Annotated in this window: 17 protein-coding genes and 1 tRNA gene; 14 read left to right on the top strand and 4 right to left on the bottom strand. The window is 38.0% G+C overall.

Going from position 1 to position 20,193, the window contains the following annotated elements:
- The first annotated feature begins 122 nt into the window (after positions 1-122).
- The 12 genes from BM179_RS21695 (at position 123) to BM179_RS21640 (ending at position 14,557) form a co-directional block, all read left to right on the top strand.
- Positions 123-2,606, top strand: coding sequence for an SLBB domain-containing protein (locus tag BM179_RS21695; RefSeq protein WP_092019279.1), 2,484 nt, complete (start codon positions 123-125; stop codon positions 2,604-2,606).
- 30 nt (positions 2,607-2,636) lie between these two features.
- Entirely contained in the window at positions 2,637-3,719 is a 1,083-nt protein-coding gene (locus BM179_RS21690) for a Wzz/FepE/Etk N-terminal domain-containing protein (protein ID WP_092019278.1), read from the top strand.
- Positions 3,720-3,723: 4 nt separating this feature from the next.
- Positions 3,724-4,551, top strand: coding sequence for an ABC transporter permease (locus BM179_RS21685; protein WP_092019277.1), 828 nt, complete (start codon positions 3,724-3,726; stop codon positions 4,549-4,551).
- A 92-nt stretch (positions 4,552-4,643) separates the two neighbouring features.
- Positions 4,644-5,897 carry an ABC transporter ATP-binding protein gene (locus tag BM179_RS21680; RefSeq protein WP_092019276.1) on the top strand — a complete coding sequence of 418 codons (1,254 nt, stop codon included), beginning with the start codon at positions 4,644-4,646 and terminating at the stop codon, positions 5,895-5,897.
- Positions 5,898-5,982: 85 nt separating this feature from the next.
- Positions 5,983-7,062, top strand: a complete 1,080-nt coding sequence (locus tag BM179_RS21675; protein ID WP_092019275.1) for a DegT/DnrJ/EryC1/StrS family aminotransferase — start codon at positions 5,983-5,985, stop codon at positions 7,060-7,062.
- A 21-nt stretch (positions 7,063-7,083) separates the two neighbouring features.
- Positions 7,084-9,123 carry a glycosyltransferase family 39 protein gene (locus BM179_RS21670; protein ID WP_092019274.1) on the top strand — a complete coding sequence of 680 codons (2,040 nt, stop codon included), beginning with the start codon at positions 7,084-7,086 and terminating at the stop codon, positions 9,121-9,123.
- Between the two features lie 115 nt (positions 9,124-9,238).
- Entirely contained in the window at positions 9,239-9,937 is a 699-nt protein-coding gene (locus tag BM179_RS21665) for a WbqC family protein (protein ID WP_092019273.1), read from the top strand.
- Between the two features lie 31 nt (positions 9,938-9,968).
- The gene (locus BM179_RS21660) at positions 9,969-10,628 is read left to right on the top strand and encodes an acetyltransferase (protein WP_092019272.1); all 660 of its coding nucleotides are present in this window, start codon (positions 9,969-9,971) and stop codon (positions 10,626-10,628) included.
- A gap of 51 nt (positions 10,629-10,679) precedes the next feature.
- Positions 10,680-11,555 carry a class I SAM-dependent methyltransferase gene (locus tag BM179_RS21655; RefSeq protein ID WP_092019271.1) on the top strand — a complete coding sequence of 292 codons (876 nt, stop codon included), beginning with the start codon at positions 10,680-10,682 and terminating at the stop codon, positions 11,553-11,555.
- Between the two features lie 74 nt (positions 11,556-11,629).
- Entirely contained in the window at positions 11,630-12,562 is a 933-nt protein-coding gene (locus BM179_RS21650) for a glycoside hydrolase family protein (RefSeq protein ID WP_092019270.1), read from the top strand.
- Between the two features lie 134 nt (positions 12,563-12,696).
- Positions 12,697-13,512: a phytanoyl-CoA dioxygenase family protein gene (locus tag BM179_RS21645; protein WP_092019269.1), complete on the top strand. Its 816-nt coding sequence runs from the start codon at positions 12,697-12,699 to the stop codon at positions 13,510-13,512.
- A gap of 70 nt (positions 13,513-13,582) precedes the next feature.
- Complete coding sequence (locus tag BM179_RS21640) at positions 13,583-14,557, top strand: glycosyltransferase family 2 protein (protein WP_092019268.1); 975 nt, start codon at positions 13,583-13,585, stop codon at positions 14,555-14,557.
- A 52-nt stretch (positions 14,558-14,609) separates the two neighbouring features.
- Here BM179_RS21640 and BM179_RS21635 read toward each other — a convergent pair whose 3' ends face one another.
- Positions 14,610-15,878: an asparagine synthetase B gene (locus BM179_RS21635; protein WP_092019369.1), complete on the bottom strand. Its 1,269-nt coding sequence runs from the start codon at positions 15,876-15,878 to the stop codon at positions 14,610-14,612.
- Between the two features lie 142 nt (positions 15,879-16,020).
- On the opposite strand from BM179_RS21635, the gene BM179_RS21630 reads away from it, so the two are divergent.
- A complete protein-coding gene (locus BM179_RS21630) occupies positions 16,021-17,259 on the top strand; it encodes an ABC transporter permease (protein WP_092019267.1) in 1,239 nt (412 codons plus the stop codon).
- A 197-nt stretch (positions 17,260-17,456) separates the two neighbouring features.
- Positions 17,457-17,540: transfer RNA gene (locus tag BM179_RS21625), tRNA-Leu, on the top strand.
- Between the two features lie 345 nt (positions 17,541-17,885).
- Here the strand turns inward: BM179_RS21625 and BM179_RS21620 are convergent.
- From BM179_RS21620 to BM179_RS25425, 3 genes are all read right to left on the bottom strand, one after another.
- Positions 17,886-19,001, bottom strand: coding sequence for a hypothetical protein (locus tag BM179_RS21620; RefSeq protein ID WP_092019266.1), 1,116 nt, complete (start codon positions 18,999-19,001; stop codon positions 17,886-17,888).
- On the bottom strand, positions 19,001-19,486 hold the full coding sequence (locus BM179_RS21615; RefSeq protein WP_143095292.1) for a hypothetical protein: 486 nt from the start codon (positions 19,484-19,486) through the stop codon (positions 19,001-19,003). Before BM179_RS21615 ends, BM179_RS21620 begins: the two co-directional genes overlap by 1 nt.
- Positions 19,487-19,571: 85 nt before the next feature.
- Positions 19,572-20,193: hypothetical protein (locus BM179_RS25425; RefSeq protein WP_177219481.1), on the bottom strand; the 622-nt coding region annotated here is incomplete at its 5' end.

Here is a 20,193-nt window from a genome sequence, read left to right as displayed (position 1 = left end):
CCAAAAGTTGCTTTACTTTGCATTTAATATTTAGTTCTTGTAAAGCTCATTTTTTTTAAAATGACAGGAATTATTTAATTTCGCAATTAGTGTTTTCTTCTCAAACCATAGACGAAAGTTGTATGTCCAACTACCAGTTATTTTTTAAGTATTTAAAAGTCAATCATATACGTTGTTTTGCCTCTAATTCATTCCATAAAATCTTAAGTATCCTCCTGATTTCGATATTTTCATGGAATAATGAGTTACTTGCCCAAAGCCTTCCGATAGATATCAACAGCATTAAACAACAGGTGAAAAGCTCAGGGTCAACCGGTGGTTCTCAGACTGTTACACCTGCTGCCGGAACTGCTACCGGTACCAGAACAGTGAAAGAAACAGCCAAAGGTAAAACTTTGACGGATTCATTAACTGCGGCAAGGAAAAGTACTATTGACAATGAAAAAACTGAATTGGATTCTGCCACTTTAAGTCTTCGCAAGAAAATATTTGGCTACAGTATTTTTAATAATAAGAACCTTTCTTTTGAAGCCAATTTACGTATGCCTTCCCCGAGAGGGTATATTCTGGGTGCTGATGATGAGCTTTTAATTGATATAAATGGCTATTCTGAAGCGCATTATAATCTTACAGTTACTTCTGACGGCTTCATTAAAATCCCACTGGTCGGTAACGTTTTTGTTTCAGGTTTAACGATAGAAGAAGCGAAAACAAGAATCATTAACCGTCTTTCACAGATTTATGTAGGATTGAAAAATTATCAGGGTGCCGCTTCAAATACAACGGCAACAGTTTCACTCGGAACAATCAGAACGATCAGAGTTACTGTTCAGGGTGAAGTAATAAATCCGGGCACCTATTCTGTTCCTTCTCTGGCAAAAGTTATGAATGTACTTTATCAGGCGGGTGGTCCGAATGAAAATGGTACATTCCGTGATATCAAGGTTATCAGAAATAAAAGAGTTGTTGCGATTCTTGACTTATATGACTTCCTGACGAGCGGGATTCAAAGAAACGATATTGCTTTACAGGATCAGGATATTGTGAAAGTCGGCGTGTATAAATCAAGAATTGAGATAGAAGGGAAAGTTAAAAAGCCGGCGATTTTTGAAATTCTGCCAAATGAGTCTCTTGAAAAAATCATCAATGAATATGCAGGAGGTTTTACCCCTGACGCATACAGGCAGTTGATTAAGGTGTTGAGATACACAGATACAGAACGAAAACTTACTGATTTAAGCGGAGATTTGCTCTCATCTTTTATGCCTAAAACAGGAGATTTGATTACTGTGGATGGCGTACTGGTAACTCGTTTTGAGAATGTAGTTACTTTGTCAGGAGCTGTTTTCCGTCCGGGTAAATATTCAGTAAGCAATAACCAGACGCTGGTGAAATTGATTAAACGCGCAGATGGCTTCCGGGAGGATGCCTTTCTGGGAAGGATTTCAATCACCCGCTTGAGCGAGGATTTACATAAAGAAGAAATTTCAATTAATTATCAGGACATCATCAGTGGAAAAACCCCTGATCTGGTATTGAAAAGAGAAGATAATATTGTAGTTTATTCCAAACTGGATTTAGAGGAGGATTTTACGGTTCGTATTCAGGGAGCAGTAAATATGAAAGAAAATGAAACCGGTTATTATCCTTATGTAAAAAATATGACGGTGGAAGATGTGATTTTGAAAGCGGGCGGACTATCTGAATCTGCTGCTACCGGAATCATAGAAGTAGTAAGAAGAAAGAAAAACGTCGATAAATATGATGTTTCTTCCATTACTCCGCAAATCGGAGAAAGAAAAGTCTTTGCAGTCAGCAAGAGCCTTTCTTTAGATGAGACAGCTTCTAAATTTGTCCTGGAGCCATTTGATGAGATTTTTGTCAGATCTTCCCCTAACTATGAAAAGCAGCAATATGTAAAAATGGAAGGTCAGGTAATATTACCGGGGCAGTTTGCTTTGATAAGTAAAGAAGATAAAATTTCCGACCTCATTGCCAGAGCAGGAGGTTTAAATGCTCAGGCTTATCCTGCCGGAGCTACTCTGATCAGAAAGGTGAAACTTTCAAAGGAGGAAGTAGAATTGAAGAGAAAGCAACAAAGTGAGTTGCAGGATAATTCAAATAAAGTTTCTGTAGAACTGGAACCAATTGCGGAAGAAACAGATCAGTCGATTGGTATTGACCTGATTGAGGTGTTAAAAAATCCTGACGGGCTTGCCGATCTTTTATTACAGGACGGCGATATTATCAGAATACCAAAAGAGCCGCAAACGGTCAGAATGCAGGGTGAGCTATTGTATCCTACGTCTACCAGATACCTTAAAGAAAAAACATTCAAAGACTATATCGCTGAAGCCGGAGGCTTTACTTCTATGTCTGCCAGAAAACGTGCTTATGTAATTTATGCCAATGGTTCTGTTGACAGAACGAGAAGTTTTCTGGGTATTTTTTCAAATTATCCAAAAATTGAACCAGGTTCTGAAATCGTAGTTCCTAAGTCAACCAGAGAGGTGACTCCGCAGCAGGTTCAGATTTTAGTTTCAACAATTGCAGGAACTTTAGGAACACTCTTTACAATCTACGGAATTCTTAGATTGAATAAATAAAGTTTTTTAGATAGAAATAAGACTATAAAAATGCCTTATACAGAACCCCAGATATTACCAGAAGACCAGATGTCGTTAAAAGATATTCTGGTTAAACTGATAAAGTTTAAGAATTTAATAGTAAACAACTGGAAGATCATCGTAATCTTCACCGTACTTGGAATAATAGGGGGAATTATTGTTGAATTTATCAGTAAAGAAGACCCTACTTATGCTGCCAAGATAACCTTTAATATGGAAAACGGAGGTGGTAATACGGCAGGAGGGCTCGCAGATCTGGCCAGTCAGTTCGGGTTTGGAGGGGGAGCTTCTTCCGGAAATACCGGACTTTTCAGCGGGGAGAATTTTAAGGAATTACTAAAAACCAAAGGGATTTATCGTAAAGCACTTTTGTCTGAGGTGAATATTAATGGTAAAAAGGTGATTTTTGCCAATTATTTCCTGAAAAAAAGCGGGGTACTAAAGGATGAATGGGAAGATGATGTTGAAGCAAAGACCTTTCAGTTTAAACATAATAATCCTAAATTACTTAATGTAAAAGAATTGGATTATCTTAACAGAATTTCTGAATTTTTGAAACCGCTTACAGTACTTGGTGCAGATAATTCAAAGTCTTCATTTACCACTTTAACAGTGACGACAAGAAATGATACTTTGTCTTATACCTGGGCAAATTTGTTTCTTAAAACAGTTACCAGTTTCTATATTGAGACCAAAACCAAAAAGACAAGAGAGCTGTTGGAACTGATTGACTCACGTGTGGATTCTCTTAGAAATGCCCTTTACCGTAATCAGGGGGCATTGGCAAGATATAATGATCAGAACCAGCAGATTATTATGCAGCAGGGCAGATTGCAGTCTGAACGCCTGAGTATGAACACTTCTCAAACTCAGAGTCTTTATTACGAGGCCGTGAAAAGCCAGGATAACTTAAGATTTTCAGTCGTAAAAGAAGCACCTTTATTTACCAGAATAGATGATGCGGAACTTCCGATTCCGGGAACACCGGTTAATTTTGGAAAATTTATAAAGATAGGAGCGGCGATTGGTCTGGTACTTTCTTTAATTTACATTACAGTAAGAAAGGCATTAAGAGATATTTTGAATAGTTAATTTTATGCAGGAAATAGTTATAGAGGCAGGCAGAACAGCAAAAAACTACTGGAAGGATCTTTGGAGATTCAAAGAACTTTTATTGATTCTGGCCCTCAGAGATGTTACAGTCAGATATAAACAAACTTCCATCGGGATTCTTTGGGCCATTATCCGCCCTGTTATGATGATGATGGTATTTGTATTTGCATATGATAAAGTTGCCAAAATAAAGGATGATTCGAATGTCAAGTACCAGGTAATTATTTTTTCAGGCATATTGCTCTGGAATTTCTTTGCAACGGCTCTTCAGCAAGTTAGTAACAGTATTACCGGGAATTCGAATCTTGTTTCAAAAGTATATTTTCCCAGATTAATCATGGCAATCTCATCTATTTCGGTAGCTTTGGTTGATTTTCTGGTAGGTCTGGTGGTATTGATTCCGATGCTTTGTTATTATGGCTATTATCCGGACTGGAATATGCTGATGATTCCGTTCTTTCTGGCTTTAACGGCAATGGCGGCATTTAGTCTGGGATTGATTTTTGCAGTTTTAAATGTTAAGTACCGTGATTTTCAGCAAATTGTACCACTTGTTGTGCAATATGGCTTTTTCGTTTGTCCGGTTGTTTATTCAGTTTCGAAATTCCAGGATGAATGGTGGTTTAAATATTATAGTATTTTGAATCCGTTATCGGGCATTATTGAAGGTTTCCGTTGGAGTACTATTCAGAATTATGCATATTTCCAATGGAGCAGTTTTGTGCCCTCTTTGGTATTTGTAATAATAACTACCTTTATTTCAATTGTTTTCTTCCGTAAAAAGGAAAACTCTTTTGTTGATTTTATATAAGAAATTGATTTTGGAAAAAAGGATTTCAGCATTTTAATCAGAAATCTTTAGCCCTGATTCTAAAATCGATGAGTAATCTGTAGGATGAAGTTATGTCAGTAATCAAAGCTGAAAATATAAGTAAGAAATACATCATTGACCACAAAAAGGGCAATGCACCAAAAAGTACACTCCGGGAAGTAATTACAGATACTTTCAGTGGACTTTTCTCTTCGAGAGACAGAGACCAGGAAACCCACGAGGAATTCTGGGCATTGAAAAATGTCAGTTTCGAAATCGAACAGGGAGATCGTGTTGGGATTGTAGGATCGAATGGTGCCGGAAAATCTACCATGCTTAAAGTGTTGAGCCGGATTACCGAGCCGACACAGGGACGAATCAGTATTACAGGACGTGTAGCCAGTTTGCTTGAAGTGGGAACGGGCTTTCATCCTGAACTTTCAGGAAGAGAAAATATATTCCTGAACGGTGCGATACTTGGCATGAAAAGAGATGAAATCAAGAGACATTTTGATGCAATCGTTGATTTCGCAGGTGTGGAGAAATTTCTTGATACACCGGTAAAACGATATTCTTCGGGGATGTATGTTCGCCTCGGTTTTGCCATTTCTGCTCACCTGGAACCTGAAATCATGATTATTGATGAGGTACTTGCCGTAGGTGATGCTGAATTCCAGCGAAAATGTCTGGGTAAAATGAAGGATGCTTCAAACGCCGGAAGAACGATTATATTCGTGAGCCATAACCTGACTGCAGTTCAGGGACTTTGTAATAAGTCGATATTCATGAAAAAAGGGCAATTGGTTGAAATAGGAGAGACAAATCAGGTTATTGCCAATTACCTGAGTCATATCCAGAAAACCGGATTATCCAGTTCATGGGAAACACCTGAGGATGCTCCCGGCAATGATAAAGTGCGCTTAAAGAGTGTTAAAATTGTTCCTAAATACATCGGAGATCTTAAACATATTGATGTAAGAACGCCGTTTAAAATTGAGATTGAGTTCTGGAATATGCTTGATTCTGCGAATCTTAATGTGAGTCTGCATTTGAATTCGTTAACAGGAGAATGTGTGTTCAATATCGGAACTCCTTCCAGAAAATTTGAGAAAGGTATTGTTAAGGCTGAATGTGAAATAGAGGGGAATTTCCTTAATGACGGTTCTTATTCCCTTTCCTTTATGGTGGTAAAAGATACGTCAACACCTTTAATGAATTTTGAAGAAAGCCTGATTTTTGAAGTAGAAGACTATAGAGAAGGGGTTTCCTGGTATGGAAAATGGCCAGGTTATGTTCGCCCTCAGATTGCATTTCCAATTACCCAGTTAGAGTATGAAAATGTTTAGTTAATCGTTGGCTATCAAGATTTATACAAATAATTATCGGTTTTGCCGGCTTGGGTTTCAACGAAATAACTAAAGCATTATTAAAATGATTAACGTTACCAAAACATATTTACCTGATATTGAGGAGTACCAAAGCTATGTTAAGGGCATCTGGGATCGTGTTCAGCTTACCAATAACGGACCTCTGGTAAAAGAACTGGAAGCAAAGCTGAGAGATTACCTCGGGGTAAAACACTGTTTATTTGTAAGCAACGGTACTATTGCTATTCAAATTGCCCTGAAAGTTTTGGGAATTTCCAAAGAGGTTATTACTACACCATTTTCATATTGTGCAACCTCACATTCAGTAATCTGGGAAAATTGTACCCCGGTTTTTGCGGATGTTTCTCCTAAAGATTTATGTATTGATCCTGCCAGAGTTGAGGCAGCCATTACTGAAAATACTCAGGCCATACTGGCTACCCACGTGTATGGAAACGCATGTGATGTGGAAGCTTTAGCCAGAATCGGTGAAAAATATAAGATTAAAGTAATTTATGACGGAGCACATTGTTATGGTGCTGATTTAGGCGGTAAAGCGCTTTTGTCTTATGGTGATATCAGTACCTGTAGTTTTCATGCTACAAAAGTATTCCATACCACTGAAGGCGGTGCGATAATTACTGATAATGATGATGTGGCTTGGCTGATAGACCGCTACAGAAGTTTCGGACATATTGCCGACAATTACCTGACGATTGGTATTAACGGGAAAAACTCGGAATTTCATGCTGCTATGGGACTTTGCGTCTTGCCAGATGTTCCGGAAATTATTCGCAGCAGAAAGGAAATATCAGAATTGTACGACAGACTTTTACCTTTCGGAGAAAAGCTGGGCAGTCCTGAATGGAAAGCTGATCTGGTCAGAAATTATGCTTATTACCCAGTCTTTTTTGAGTCGGAAGAAGCTTTGCTTAAAACCAAGGCGAATCTGGAAGCTCACGATATTTTCCCGAGAAGATATTTCTATCCTTCTTTAAGTACTTTGCCATTTGTTCAGAAAGAAAGCAATTGTCCGGTTTCTGATGATTTTGCACTGAGAGCTTTATCACTTCCGCTGTTCTATGATTTAGCCCATGACGATGTAGAGAAAATTTCAAGAATCGTCTCAGATTCAATACTTTAAAATTTAACCTATTTACCCTAGATGGAATTTATTTACAAAATATTCTTTGTATTATTCGTTGGCTTTGTCTTCCGGATTGCTTCGAGAATTTGTAATAAATCGTTAGTCGATATTATCATTACTGCTTATATGACATTTGCAGGAAGTATTATCATAACCGGTTTTGTCCTTTCTCAGTTTAATAAAATTGACGACCGCCGTTTTTGGGCTCTTTCTGTTTTTATTCCCGCATTCATTCTTTATGTTCAGTTTACCAAAGTCTTCGGCAGAGATAATCGGGAAAAATTCACCTTTTTTGAGATAGTTGGGAGTAGAATTCAGATTTTCTGGAATTGGTTTGGTTCACTTAGCCTGTTTCTCAAATTTGTTTTTTCCTTATTGTTTTCAAGTGTTATTATCATTGCGGTTACCAATTTGTTTCTGGTTGCTTATACCGTCCCGAATGAGTGGGATAGCATGACCGGGCATCTGAACCGGGTAATGTATTATATGAGACATGGAACAATGGCTCATTTCGGAGGAACAAACTGGAATATTGATACCTATCCGAAAAGTATCTGTACAATTCAGATTTACAGTTATCTGATGAGTGGAAAAGTTGAAAATTTCTTCAAACTTATTCACCATATGGCTTACTGGATCGTTGGAATCGGGGCATTTGGAATCGCACAGCGAATCGGAAAGAATTTAACCGCCAGTATTTTCTGCGGACTTGTTATGCTGTTGTTACCGGATGTGCTGATGCAATCTGTTACAACTGAGACGGATATCGTTCTGGCTTCGTACCTTACCTGTCTGATTTATTTCCTTTTTACTTATAAAAACCTTAAACGTCGTCGTTATTTATACCTTGCTGGACTTACTTTCGGAATAGCATTAGGGCATAAAATCACTTTTCTGTTTTCATTTCCTCCATTGTTTTTTATTGTATTGTATGCAGTTTTCTGGGAAGAAAAATGGGAACAGGTATTTTTCAAAAGGTTAAAACACATTGTTTTGGGGACTGTTATCGGAGTTTCTTTATTTACACTCCCGACAGGTTATCTTAAAAATGTGGAGGTTTTCGGACACCCGATCGGACCACCGACTGCTACTAAACATCAATCTGTTGAAAGAGCCGGAACGCTGAAAAATCTTATCAAACAGGGATCGAGAAATGTAGTGCGCTATAGTATGGACATGATCAATCTGGATGGATTGAGAAACTGGGAGGTGGGAGATTCATTGAATGAAAAAATGAAAATTCCGATTGAAAAAGCTGAAAAGGCGTTGAATCTCAGATTGCAGGAAGAAACGGATTTTTCGATTGTCCCCTTTACTTACCACCGCAGGTTCGAATTTTTTAATGCAAATCCTTATTGGGGCATTTTCGGATTTGGCTTGATTTTGCCGATTATTCTGCTGGTTATGACAGGTGTTATCAGATCAAAGCCGCATGTTTTCCTGGGAATAGCATTTATTCTCCATTTTATGGCATTGTCTTATTCGGCACCTTATGATCCCTGGAAAGGCCGGTATTTTATCAGTACTTCAGTTTATGCGGTTCCTTTCCTGATTTTATTGTTTACCAAAGAAAAATGGGCAATTTCCACTAAAACATTTTCAATTCTAAAAGTGTGGGTTGGGATTACTGTAATTATTGGTTCTGTTTCAGCGGTATCTGTTATTTATTTAAATGAAAGATGCCTTCCTTTTGCTGCTTTAGGCCGTCCTTCCGCTTTTGATACAGAAAGAATAGAATTGGAAACCTGGGCACGTCCGGATATTACGCCAGCCTATAAAAGGTTTAATGAGCTTGTTCCGCAGAATGCAGTAGTGGCATTGGGAACGATCAATGATGATTACGAATATCCTTTGTGGGGGGCAAAGCTGAGCAGGACATTAATTCCGGTAAATCCTTTTGAAAAAGGTGTACAGCCGATTCCGAAAGAAGCACAATACCTGTTTTTTTCTAAAAATGTGATTAAACCTAAACCCGGAGATATCCGCCTGGGAACAGATACAACCAGAACAGACCTGATTGTAAGAGGAGAAGATTATTATTTGAGAAAACTGAAATAAACCACAGGAATCTGATACTTTAACTTTTGAATTAAAAACTCATATTTTAGCTTTTAACCTCTTATTCCGGAGGAATTATAACGTTAAATAAGTTTTTACAACAGATAGAAAATTTATGCGTTTAGCAATAATGCAGCCATACATATTTCCTTACATAGGATATATACAGTTGATTAAGGCTGTTGACAAGTTTGTAATGTACGACGATGTAAATTTTATAAATCGTGGCTGGATAAATCGTAACAGAATTCTGGTCTCCGGAAAAGAGAATATGTTTACTGTTCCATTGAAGGATGCCAGCCAGAATAAACTGATTAATGAAGTTGATGTAATTAATGACGGGAAATGGCATGTAAAGATGTTAAAGACAATCGAACAAGCCTATAAGAAAGCCCCTTATTATCAGGAAGTTTTTCCGTTAATTTCAGAAACGCTGCATGCCGGAGAGCAGAACATCGCAGGATTGGCACTGGTTTCATTGCAAAAGATTTGTCAGTACCTTGAGATTAAAACTGAGATTGTTCCAAGTTCTGCCAGGTATTCAAATGCACACCTGAAAGCACAGGAAAGAATTATGGATATTTGCTTGCAGGAAAAAGCCAGTCAATATATTAACCCGATTGGCGGAACAGAGTTGTATGACAAAAAATACTTTGAAGAAAGAAGTATTCAACTTAATTTTATTAAATCAAGACCGGTTGTTTACCAGCAGTTTAACAATGAATTTGTTGCCTGGCTTTCAATAATTGATGTTCTGATGTTTAATTCCAAAGAAAAGGTACATCAGTTACTGGATGAATATGAGTTGGTTTAAATGATTTCATAATTGGTATAAATAGAAAAATATGGCGAAAGTAGTTGTTTTTGGTACAGCACTTGTCGGAGAACTGGCTCATTTTTATCTGACAACTGATTCTCCTCATGAAATTGTTGCATTTACGGTAGAACGTGAATACCTGAAAGAAGAAACTTTCAAGGGGCTGCCGGTAGTGCCATTTGAAGATGTGGTAAGTTTATATCCACCCTCGGAGTATAAGTTTTTTGCACCGCTGAGTGAGAGAAAAATGAACCAGATCAGAGCCAGAGTTTATGCTGATGCCAAAGAAAAAGGATACGAATTTATTTCGTATATCAGTTCCAAAGCAACAGTTTTAACTGATAAAATCGGTGAAAACTGTTTCATTCTGGAAGATAATACTATTCAGCCTTTTGTTGAAATCGGAAATAATGTTGTGCTTTGGAGTGGTAACCATATCGGACATCACGGAGTGATCAAAGACCATGTGTATTTCACCTCGCATGTTGTACTTTCAGGCCGATGCATCGTTGAACCGTATTGCTTTTTTGGAGTGAATGCTACCATCAGAGACGGCGTTCATCTGGGCGAAGGTACACTGATTGCCATGGGAGCTAACCTTACTGCAAAAAAGACGGAAGATTGGAGTATCTGGAAAGGTAACCCTGCCCAGAAAGCCAATGTTTCAAGTAAAGATATTAATTTATAGTTTCCGGACATTTCATTTGCAATTCGAACGAAACACTGAATCCAATACAAAATGAGTGATTTTTTTAATAATTTCATTTGTCCAAAGACAAAAACTAAACTTGTTTTATCCTCTGACGGAAAAACCGTACATAATACCTCAACCGAAGAACCGATTAGTTACGAAGTAAATGACATCGTGGATTTAGTTTTTCCGAAAGAGTTGTTCGAACAGGATCGTAAAGAGCAATTGGCATACAATGATGCTTATCAGCGCTATGATCGTGGGGTATCCTGGGTTTTTGAATCTCTTCATGCAGATGAAAAAACAACCCGCGAGAAAATGACTGCCATGCTGGGTTTAAAACCTGGTATGAAGGTCCTGGAAGTTGGTGCTGGAACAGGGAAAGATTCTGAATTAATTATTCAGGCTGTTGCTCCGGGTGGAGAAGCCTATCTTTCTGATTTATCTCCGAATATGTTGAGATTGGCCAAGCAGAGACTTGATCCGAAAGATGTAAAAGTTAATTACTTTATCGCAAACGGAACTTATCTGCCATTTGAAGATAATAGCTTTGACGCTGTTTTCCATTTTGGAGGAATTAATACTTTTTCTGAAAGAAAAGAAGCACTTGCTGAATTTACCCGTGTAGTTAAAGTCGGAGGTAAAGTGGTAGTGGGTGACGAAAGTGTTGCGCCATGGTTAAGAAATGAGCCAACTTATCAGACTTTAATGAAAGCCAATCCGATGTTTGCGGATGAAGTTCCTTTGCAGGATTTACCGAAAAATATTGACAATTTCCAGCTTAACTGGATTTTTGGTTTCGGATATTATGTCCTTGAATTTACCAAAACTGATGTGATTCCGGAAGTAAATGTAAATCTTCAGATTCCTGGAAAGGATTTTGAAGATAACTGGAGACTCAGAGCGGAAAAAAACACTAAATAATTAATGAATTAAATGAATGACAAGCTAATGAAGATGTTCTGCAATTCATTTGGTTGTCATTCTCTTTAGATACGATGTGGATTAAAAAAGGAGTAGTTTATAAGCCTGAAGGTAATCTGGCTCACTCAGTTTCACATGCTCAGGTTCCGTTTGCCTATAAGCATGCAGATTTCCTCAGAATTTATTTTTCTTCACGTGATGCACAAGGTCAGTCCCGCCCGACATTTATTGATGTTGAATATGATGATCCTACTAAGATCAGATACATTCATGATCGTCCGGTACTGGAATTGGGTGGACCTGGAGAATATGATGAAACGGGTGCTATGCCCTCATGGTTTGTAGATATGCCAAATGGTGACATCTGGCTTTATTATACAGGTTGGAACAGATCGCATAATTCTTACAGACTTTCAATGGGTCTTGCAGTAAGTCATGATGGCGGACTGACCTTCAATAAGATGTTCAGAGGGCCTATCATGGACCGTTCTATCAATAACCCGATCTGGGCAGCACAACCTTGTGTAATGAATGATAACGGGATATGGAGAATGTGGCATATTTCCGGTCAGAAATGTGAATATGTACATGGCTACCCTGAACCTTATTATGATTGTCGTTATGCTGAATCTAAAGATGGGATTCACTGGACTTCCACCGGAGATGTTTGTATTGCATTTGATGATTTTCTGCACGCAGTCGGCCGCCCGATTGTATTTAAGGAAGACAATATTTATAAAATGATCTATTCTTACAGACACTCGGTTGATTATCGTACCAACAGAGATCAGAGTTACAGAATCGGTTATGCAGAATCCAGAGATGGAATTAAATGGGACAGAAAAGATGACCTGGCCGGAATCGCTAAATCAGAAGATCCGGATTCATTTGATTATCACATGATTAACTATTGCCACCGCTATGAACATAACGGAAAAAAATATCTTCTTCATAATGGCAATGGCTTTGGTACATCAGGTTTTGCCTATGCAGTCTGGGAGGATTAATTTCTTTAATGACAATAATCATTTTGAAAGTGATTGATACGGCTTAGTTTTGATGTACTGAAAAATGAATTTTGTTATAGGTTTCATAAATAACAAATTCATAATTACTCGAAATGTTGTAAAATCGAAAAGAAATGGCAAATCAGAAAGAACAATATAATAAAGATGGTTATCTGCTGATAAAAGGATTTTTCTCAAAAGAAGAAATCGCACAGATTTACCAGGAAGCCCGTCAGATTTTTGGAATTCAGATTGAAAGAGTTCTGGGTAAAAAAGTTGATATAAATGATAAAGATACTTTTGAAAAGGCCATGTTTGAGTTTTTCGAAAAGGATTTCATGTCATTTGTAAATACCGGGAAACAGGTTCAGCATCTTATCTCTATGCATCGTTTAGGTACAGAGGAGAAGGTAACAAATCTGTTGAAAGAGCTCGGATATGAATTTCCGGTTATTGCAGTTCGCCCTGCGATGCAGTTCAACAGCAGATATTTGTCGAAAGACGGAAGTCATTGGAAACTGGGAGCTCATCAGGACTGGAGAACAGGACAAGGATCACTGGACAGTATTGTACTATGGTTTCCTTTGATTGACTGCGGAGAAGCTTTGGGTGCGTTGCAGGTTATTCCGGGTAGTCATACCTGGGGGCTTATGTCTGCTGATACTTCCGGATATACAGGAAGTATTCAGGAAAATCTGAAAGAAGAAGACTTTATCCAAACCGAATTTGAAGTAGGAGATTTGCTGATTTTCTCAGCATTCCTCATCCACCAATCCGGAAATAATGTTACTCAGAATATCCGCTGGTCTATTCAGTTGAGGTATAATAATATGAATGAAGAAACCTTTATTGAAAGAGGTTTTCCTATGCCATATATTTATCGGCCTGAGGCAGATTTGGTTACCCCGAATTTCCCTGTAAAAGAACAGATTGAGCAGGTATTTGCATAAAATTAAAAAATAAAAAGAAGCCTGTAAGGATTGGGTTTTCCCCTTAACCTTGCAGGTTTTTGTTTTTGGAATGATAAAGGTCAGCGTAATAATTCTAACATACAATCACGAGAGATTTATTCGTCAAACGATAGACAATGTACTCAATCAGCAGACTGATTTCGAGTATGAAATTATTATTGGCGACGACGCTTCAACAGATAGTAATCCCCGGATTATCGAAGAATATCAGGCCAGATTTCCTGACAAAATCAAGCCTTTATTGCATAAGAAGAACCTTGGAGGTTACGGTAAAAACAACACGCTGGCGGCTCTCGGGATCTGTAAAGGCCAGTATATCGCCGCACTTGACGGAGATGATTACTGGACGAATCCTTTAAAATTACAGATGCAGGTAGATTTTCTTGACAAGAACCCTGATTTTGTAGCCAGTTTTCATAATGCGCTTATTCATTTTGAAGATGGTTCTCATCCGGATTATTATGTGAATGACGAGAATCAGAAAGCAGTTGTGACTTTAGAAGACCTGATTGGAGAAGACGAAGTATGGTTTATGGCCACTTCTGCAGTAATGTTCAGGAATGGATTACTGAATGAATATCCCCAATGGTTTCATGATTCCAAAAGCGGAGATATTCCGAGGTATATTTTATTGGGAAAACATGGAAAGTTTGGCTATATCAATGAGGTAATGTCTGTCTACAGGAAAAATGGAGGAGGAATGAGTTTTACAGACGGGAAGCAGGATGCTGATTTTTTATTTAACCGGATTGGTATGTATGAGGGAATAGATGCTGAGTTGGATTATAGATTCCACAAAACCCTTTCTAAAAATATTGCAAGATATTATCTGATGCTTGCCAACAGTATTCAGTACGGAGATAACTTCTTCATAAGCCGGTTTTATGCCTTAAAATCGCTGATTTTATCCAGACCAAATTCTACAGAACACAGGAAAGCTGTTTGGCAGAAATACATTGTTCCTCATGGATTTATGAAATTCTATGCCAATACCAAATGGAAATTGGAGCAAATGATAAAATGAAAAAAGACCAGCTTTCAGGCTGGTCTTTTTGGTGATAATTCTAGACGAAATCCTAGGTTTTTTGTTTCTTTTTCTTGGCTGCCGGAAACAGGACATTGTTCAGAATAAGTCTGTAACCCGGAGAGTTCGGATGAAGGTTAAGATCTGTTGGCTCTTCATTTACAAAGTGCTGATAATCTTCAGGATCATGTCCTCCGTAAAAAGTCCAGAATCCTTTCAAAAAAGTTCCGTGAATATATCTTGCTTCATTCAGTGCTCTGTTTTCTCCCAGAATAATCACTTCGGGTTTCAACAGGTTCTTTCTGAAAGCAGTAGTTTGTCCCATAAAACCATGAATGGTTGTTTCATGATTTTGAGTCAGCATTGTCGGAATCGGGTCCCATTTCGCTGAAAACTGGAACAGATTAAAGAAATCATTTTGTTCGGAAACGGCTCTTGGTTCGTAATGAGGCGCTGAATCGATATTGGAAAATTCAACGATCTGCGGATGCATAATCAGGCTGAAATTATGAAAAGCAAAAGTATTCATGAAATTCAGTTTTTGATCCGCTGCCGGATCGTAGCCATCTCCGTCATAATTTGCATCAACAATATCAATTCCTTCTGCCGCAAGAGCAATATCATAGGTATCAGTTGCAGTACACATAGCGAACATATATCCGCCGCCGGCCACAAATTCCCTGATTTTCTTGGCAACACCCAGTTTGAGTTTTGAAACTTTATCATATCCGAATTTAGCCGCATTTTTCCGGTCTTCTCTCAATTGATCCTGATACCATTTCTGATCTCTCTGGCTTAAGAATTTACCCATTTGTCCGGTAAAATCCTCATGATGAAGATGAAGCCAGTCATATTCAGGAAGTTTACCGTTAAGCACTTCCTCATCAAATACCAGATCATAAGGAATTTCGGCATATTTCATGGCAAGTGTAACAGCATCATCCCAGGGTTGAGCAGTTTTGGGAGAATAGACCGCAACTCTCGGTGGTTTCTGAAGTTTTACAACATCCATATTTACATCAGGACTACTTACTTCAGTTCTGATTTGAGCAGCCTGACCCTCTGAAATGACCTCATAACTGACGCCACGAATAATCAACTCATTCTCAAACTTCTGAGATTGAGGAAACATAAACGTTCCGCCTCTGTAATTCAAAAGCCATTCTACTTCTGTATCATTAGCTTTCAGAATCCAATAGGCTATTCCATACGCTTTCAGATGATTCTTCTGGGTTTCATCCATAGGCACCAGAATCTGGGAAGCCATAATTCTAAGAGAAAGCAGGAAAAAAATGATAAACGGACAGATAATACGCTTCATTGGTTTGAGTTTCATGATAAGAATTCAGTACTTTGTCATAACGAATGTACGATAAAATTAGTGCAAAATTAATACCAAAGCCTGTTTAATTGAAAAGCCCCAGCGGTGTATCATTACTCCATTTGAAAGGAATAATTAGCTTATGAATTTACTTGAAAACATTAAAGAAGGACTTCGCTCCATTCAGTCGAACATACTCAGAACAGTACTTACTGCCTTGATTATTGCCATCGGGATTACTTCTCTGGTTGGTATTCTGACCGCGATTGACGGAATTCAGAGTTCGGTTGATAACAGTTTTGCCGGTTTAGGAGCAAATTCATTTGACATCAGAAACCGGGATGTTTTCAGAATCAGAAGAGATGGGGAGAAAGAGAAAAAACTACCGCCGATTGACTATCGTCAGGCGAAAATGTATAAAGCCCGTTTCGGGCATTCGGCTGTTATCACACTGAAAACCAATGTAACCTTTAATGCACAGATTAAAAACGGTTCAAAGAAAACCAATCCTAATTCAAGGGTTATGGGAATAGATGAGAACTTTATGGACATGAAAGGTTATAAAGTAGCAACTGGAAGAACATTTTCAAATAATGACCTCAGGCTGGCAACCAATGTTTGCATTTTGGGTGTAGATGTAATCAGCCAGTTATTCGAAAAGGAGAGTCCGCTGAACCAGGAAATAAACATTTTAGGACAGAAGTTTAAGGTAATTGGTCTGCTGGAAAAAAAGGGCAGTTTGATGGGAGGAGGAGATGACAGAGTTGTTTTCGTGCCTTTGGAAACAGGACGTAAGATTTCAGAAGGACGTAGTTTAACATTTGATATTACGACTTCTGTACCAAATATCACTGATTTGGAGGCTGTAATGGGAGAGGCGAGAGGTATCATGCGGGTGGTAAGGGAAGATAAACTGGGAGAAAATGATTCTTTTACCATCGAAAGATCTGATTCTATTGCGAAAAGCTTTGGAACCATAACGGATAGTTTAAGACTTGGAGGGTTTGTAATCGGTTTTATAACCCTGCTCGGAGCTTCAATTGCCCTGATGAATATTATGATGGTTTCTGTGACGGAAAGAACGAGGGAAATCGGGATTAGAAAATCATTGGGAGCTACTCCTTTGCGGATCAGACAGCAGTTTTTGATAGAAGCCATTGTCATTTGCATTTTAGGCGGGATAGGAGGCATTATTCTGGCGATTCCTATCGGCAATGTGATTGCACAGGGAATCAGTCAGGGAACGGCGAGTTTTATTATTCCCTGGTTATGGATGATGATCGGGATATTGGTTTGCGTCGCTGTGGGGCTTTTTTCCGGAATTTATCCTGCCTACAAAGCCTCGAAGCTGGATCCGATAGAATCCTTAAGATATGAATAGACCCGTTTTAAAGAATAATTAAGGAAATATTGCCTGAATGTGAAGAAATACAATATTTTTTTAATTTTTTTTCAGGTTTAAATTAATTCATAGTCAGAGAATTAGCTGATCAGAGGCTGTGAAAGCATAAATTATTTTCAGGGCATAGTTGGAGGGTTCAGAAAAAACGCCTAATTTTGTACCAGAATTTGAGAGTTGCCCAGATGGCGGAATTGGTAGACGCGCTGGTCTCAAACACCTGTGCCTTCATTGGCATGCCGGTTCGACTCCGGCTCTGGGTACAACAAACCCCTGTAATCTCTTGATTATCAGGGGTTTTGTTTTATAAGGGTGGCTAAACAGGTGATCAAATTTAAAATCAAGCAAAAAGTTATTTACCAACTTATAAACTCTTACTGAACGTCTTTGTTACTAAATTTCCAGCCTGAGTTCGTCCAGTTAAAACGAGACTCTCTTTCTTTTAAATTTGATTTTAATATAAGGAATGGGGTTAAATCAGTACCATAGTTGCCTGTAATTGATTTTTTCCAGACATCAAGTTCTTTATTGACATCTTTAAAAATACTATTAATCTTCTTTACCGGGTTTTTCTCCTTGAGCTAGTTCATATAGTAACGACTGAGTTACTACTTTCGCATCATTAATCTACCCCCACCTACGTTAACCCAAACCAAGGTCTTGTGTTGCTTTTTATCATGCAAAAAATAAGGATTATCGAAAATAGCTGAATAAGGCATGTTTTCCTCTGTCCATGTTTTTCCGCCATCCTGACTACTCATAAAATGATATTCAGGAAAAAACTTTACATCTGAATAAACCCAGATTTGTTCATCCGCATTTACATTCAGAAAATCAGAAGATAAGTAAAAATCTCCGCCTCCATAATTCACTCTTTTAACAAGATTATACTTCCCTTTGCCTTCACGCTCATACAAAACGGCATCTTTATCTTCTTTGCCAGCTATCCAAATTTTCCCTGTTGGACTAAGGGCTACTACTTCTCCACTAAAATTAAGTTCTTCAAGTCCTCCTGTGTTTTTTTCAAAATCAAGATGGCCGAGAAAACACTGCTTCCCTTTCCATGAAGTAAACCAACATTCATGCTCGCCCCAGTAAATGCTTCCGGGATTGATATCATAGGGGTTGAATGGGAATTTATGTTGAGCCCAAGTTTCTAATATTGACTTCGTATTATAAAAATTCTTGCTATCCGAACTAATCGCCATTCCCAAAAAACTGTACTGAAAATTCTTATTGTTAAAATTAGTCCAATCCAAGTTTTCTATTTTCTTTAAATCAAAAGATGCACCTTTTATCCATTTATCACTAATATCATACGACTCAAATATATTCATCATTTTGCCGTCAAAGGTTATCAATATAATTTTACCTTTTTCTCCATACACCGAATATGCGATTTCATTTTCTCCAAAATCATACTTAACCCAACTATATCCTCCATTCGTAGTTTTATAAATAATAGCTTTATCCAGCAATAATTTAGGATTTTTATCCCAATGTTTAGTTGTTTGGGTATTTCCACATAAAAATCCCACACTATCAGAAATAAAGAATGGAACAACTTTATCAGGATAACCCGGGTATCTGGGGTCTTTGGGATCTTTAATATAGTCATTTAAGCCCTTGGGGCTAATCATTTCCCATTTGGCATTGGGTTGGTTTTTTATAAAAAAACAGGCTACAAGGCTAACAAAAGCTATTAATATCATTATTGTTTTCATTATTTGAAAATATTTAAAGTTACCGTAATAATTTTACTTAGTACTTCTGCTGCATCACAAGGTATGCAATTGGTTTGTGGCTCACAGCCTGAGGGTTGCGGAGCATTTTGCTGTTTAACACAATAATCCGATGCCATTTGTGTGATTTCGTCCCAATGATCATAGGCTTCCTTTACCTGATCAACAGCAAAACCCGGATTGCTTAAATAATATTGAGCTTGCTTCAGTCCAACATCTTTGGCTTGTTCTGAACCTAACACTGAAAATAAATCCTTGCAGTCAGGTGTAAGGGCAATTTTCACTTTTTCCATTACATTCAGTTTTAACAAACCTGCATCAACATAAGCTTTCACATGGCTTTTGAATACGTACTGTTGGAATTCAGAATTAGAGTTTTCTAATTTAATATTTATATCAGGATCTCCCGCTTGTTTCGGCACTCTCCCCACCAACTTCAATTCAATGGCATCCTGAAGATTTTTCAAAGCCCCGTCCAACCAATTCTTCCCTTGTGGGGAGAGATTTGAGCGAAGCCCATCCTTAAAGCGATGTAAGTATTTGTCTCCATAACTAAAGATAATATTTGGGGGGTGTTACATTGGGGTATCTTCGTTTGAAATCTGCCAAACGCTGTAGATAATAATCATCCGACGGAATTATTGGCCATAAGGATTTAGGTTTATTGATAGCCAATATTTTATCAATACTTTCCTTTATTTTGCTGGCATTTGAACCTGCATCATTAAGTTTGCATGGACTGAAGAGAAAGTATAAACCTGGTTGAGTCGGAATAAGTTTATTGTTTGTACTTGCATATTGCGGAGTGTCAAAAGCATTATGCTGTTTTCTCCAAAAATTATATCCCACGCCTTCACAATCAACTTGGGTAAGTAGTGCTGTTTTAACTTCATCCAATTCATTAAGAACAGAAGTTACCTCATTTTTAAGGCTTGGGTCTGTAACTTTTTGATTGACATCATTTTTAAAAATGTCAATTCCTTTGTCGACTGCTTTACAAATATTATTATAGCTTTTATAATCATCAGGAGTTGGCTTGTCGCCATTCGCTATTTTATCCAATAGCTCCTGAGCTTTGGCCTTCATTGCTTCCAGAGCCTCTCCAAACTTACCTGAATAGCTGCCCGGCCCGCTGCTGAGTAATGATGTGATTTGTCTTTCGAGGTCATTGGTA

This window comes from Pseudarcicella hirudinis, assembly GCF_900115665.1.
GTDB lineage: Bacteria > Bacteroidota > Bacteroidia > Cytophagales > Spirosomataceae > Pseudarcicella > Pseudarcicella hirudinis.
This window is presented reverse-complemented; position numbering and strand designations above follow the sequence as displayed.

What these genes read in the sequence shown, in the direction of transcription:
- BM179_RS21695 (WP_092019279.1), top strand. Translation starts at nt 123, where the DNA reads ATGTCCAACTACCAGTTATTTTTTAAGTATTTAAAAGTCAATCATATA.
- BM179_RS21690 (WP_092019278.1), top strand. Translation starts at nt 2,637, where the DNA reads ATGCCTTATACAGAACCCCAGATATTACCAGAAGACCAGATGTCGTTA.
- BM179_RS21685 (WP_092019277.1), top strand. Translation starts at nt 3,724, where the DNA reads ATGCAGGAAATAGTTATAGAGGCAGGCAGAACAGCAAAAAACTACTGG.
- BM179_RS21680 (WP_092019276.1), top strand. Translation starts at nt 4,644, where the DNA reads ATGTCAGTAATCAAAGCTGAAAATATAAGTAAGAAATACATCATTGAC.
- BM179_RS21675 (WP_092019275.1), top strand. Translation starts at nt 5,983, where the DNA reads ATGATTAACGTTACCAAAACATATTTACCTGATATTGAGGAGTACCAA.
- BM179_RS21670 (WP_092019274.1), top strand. Translation starts at nt 7,084, where the DNA reads ATGGAATTTATTTACAAAATATTCTTTGTATTATTCGTTGGCTTTGTC.
- BM179_RS21665 (WP_092019273.1), top strand. Translation starts at nt 9,239, where the DNA reads ATGCGTTTAGCAATAATGCAGCCATACATATTTCCTTACATAGGATAT.
- BM179_RS21660 (WP_092019272.1), top strand. Translation starts at nt 9,969, where the DNA reads ATGGCGAAAGTAGTTGTTTTTGGTACAGCACTTGTCGGAGAACTGGCT.
- BM179_RS21655 (WP_092019271.1), top strand. Translation starts at nt 10,680, where the DNA reads ATGAGTGATTTTTTTAATAATTTCATTTGTCCAAAGACAAAAACTAAA.
- BM179_RS21650 (WP_092019270.1), top strand. Translation starts at nt 11,630, where the DNA reads ATGTGGATTAAAAAAGGAGTAGTTTATAAGCCTGAAGGTAATCTGGCT.
- BM179_RS21645 (WP_092019269.1), top strand. Translation starts at nt 12,697, where the DNA reads ATGGCAAATCAGAAAGAACAATATAATAAAGATGGTTATCTGCTGATA.
- BM179_RS21640 (WP_092019268.1), top strand. Translation starts at nt 13,583, where the DNA reads ATGATAAAGGTCAGCGTAATAATTCTAACATACAATCACGAGAGATTT.
- BM179_RS21635 (WP_092019369.1), bottom strand. Translation starts at nt 15,878, where the DNA reads ATGAAGCGTATTATCTGTCCGTTTATCATTTTTTTCCTGCTTTCTCTT.
- BM179_RS21630 (WP_092019267.1), top strand. Translation starts at nt 16,021, where the DNA reads ATGAATTTACTTGAAAACATTAAAGAAGGACTTCGCTCCATTCAGTCG.
- BM179_RS21620 (WP_092019266.1), bottom strand. Translation starts at nt 19,001, where the DNA reads ATGAAAACAATAATGATATTAATAGCTTTTGTTAGCCTTGTAGCCTGT.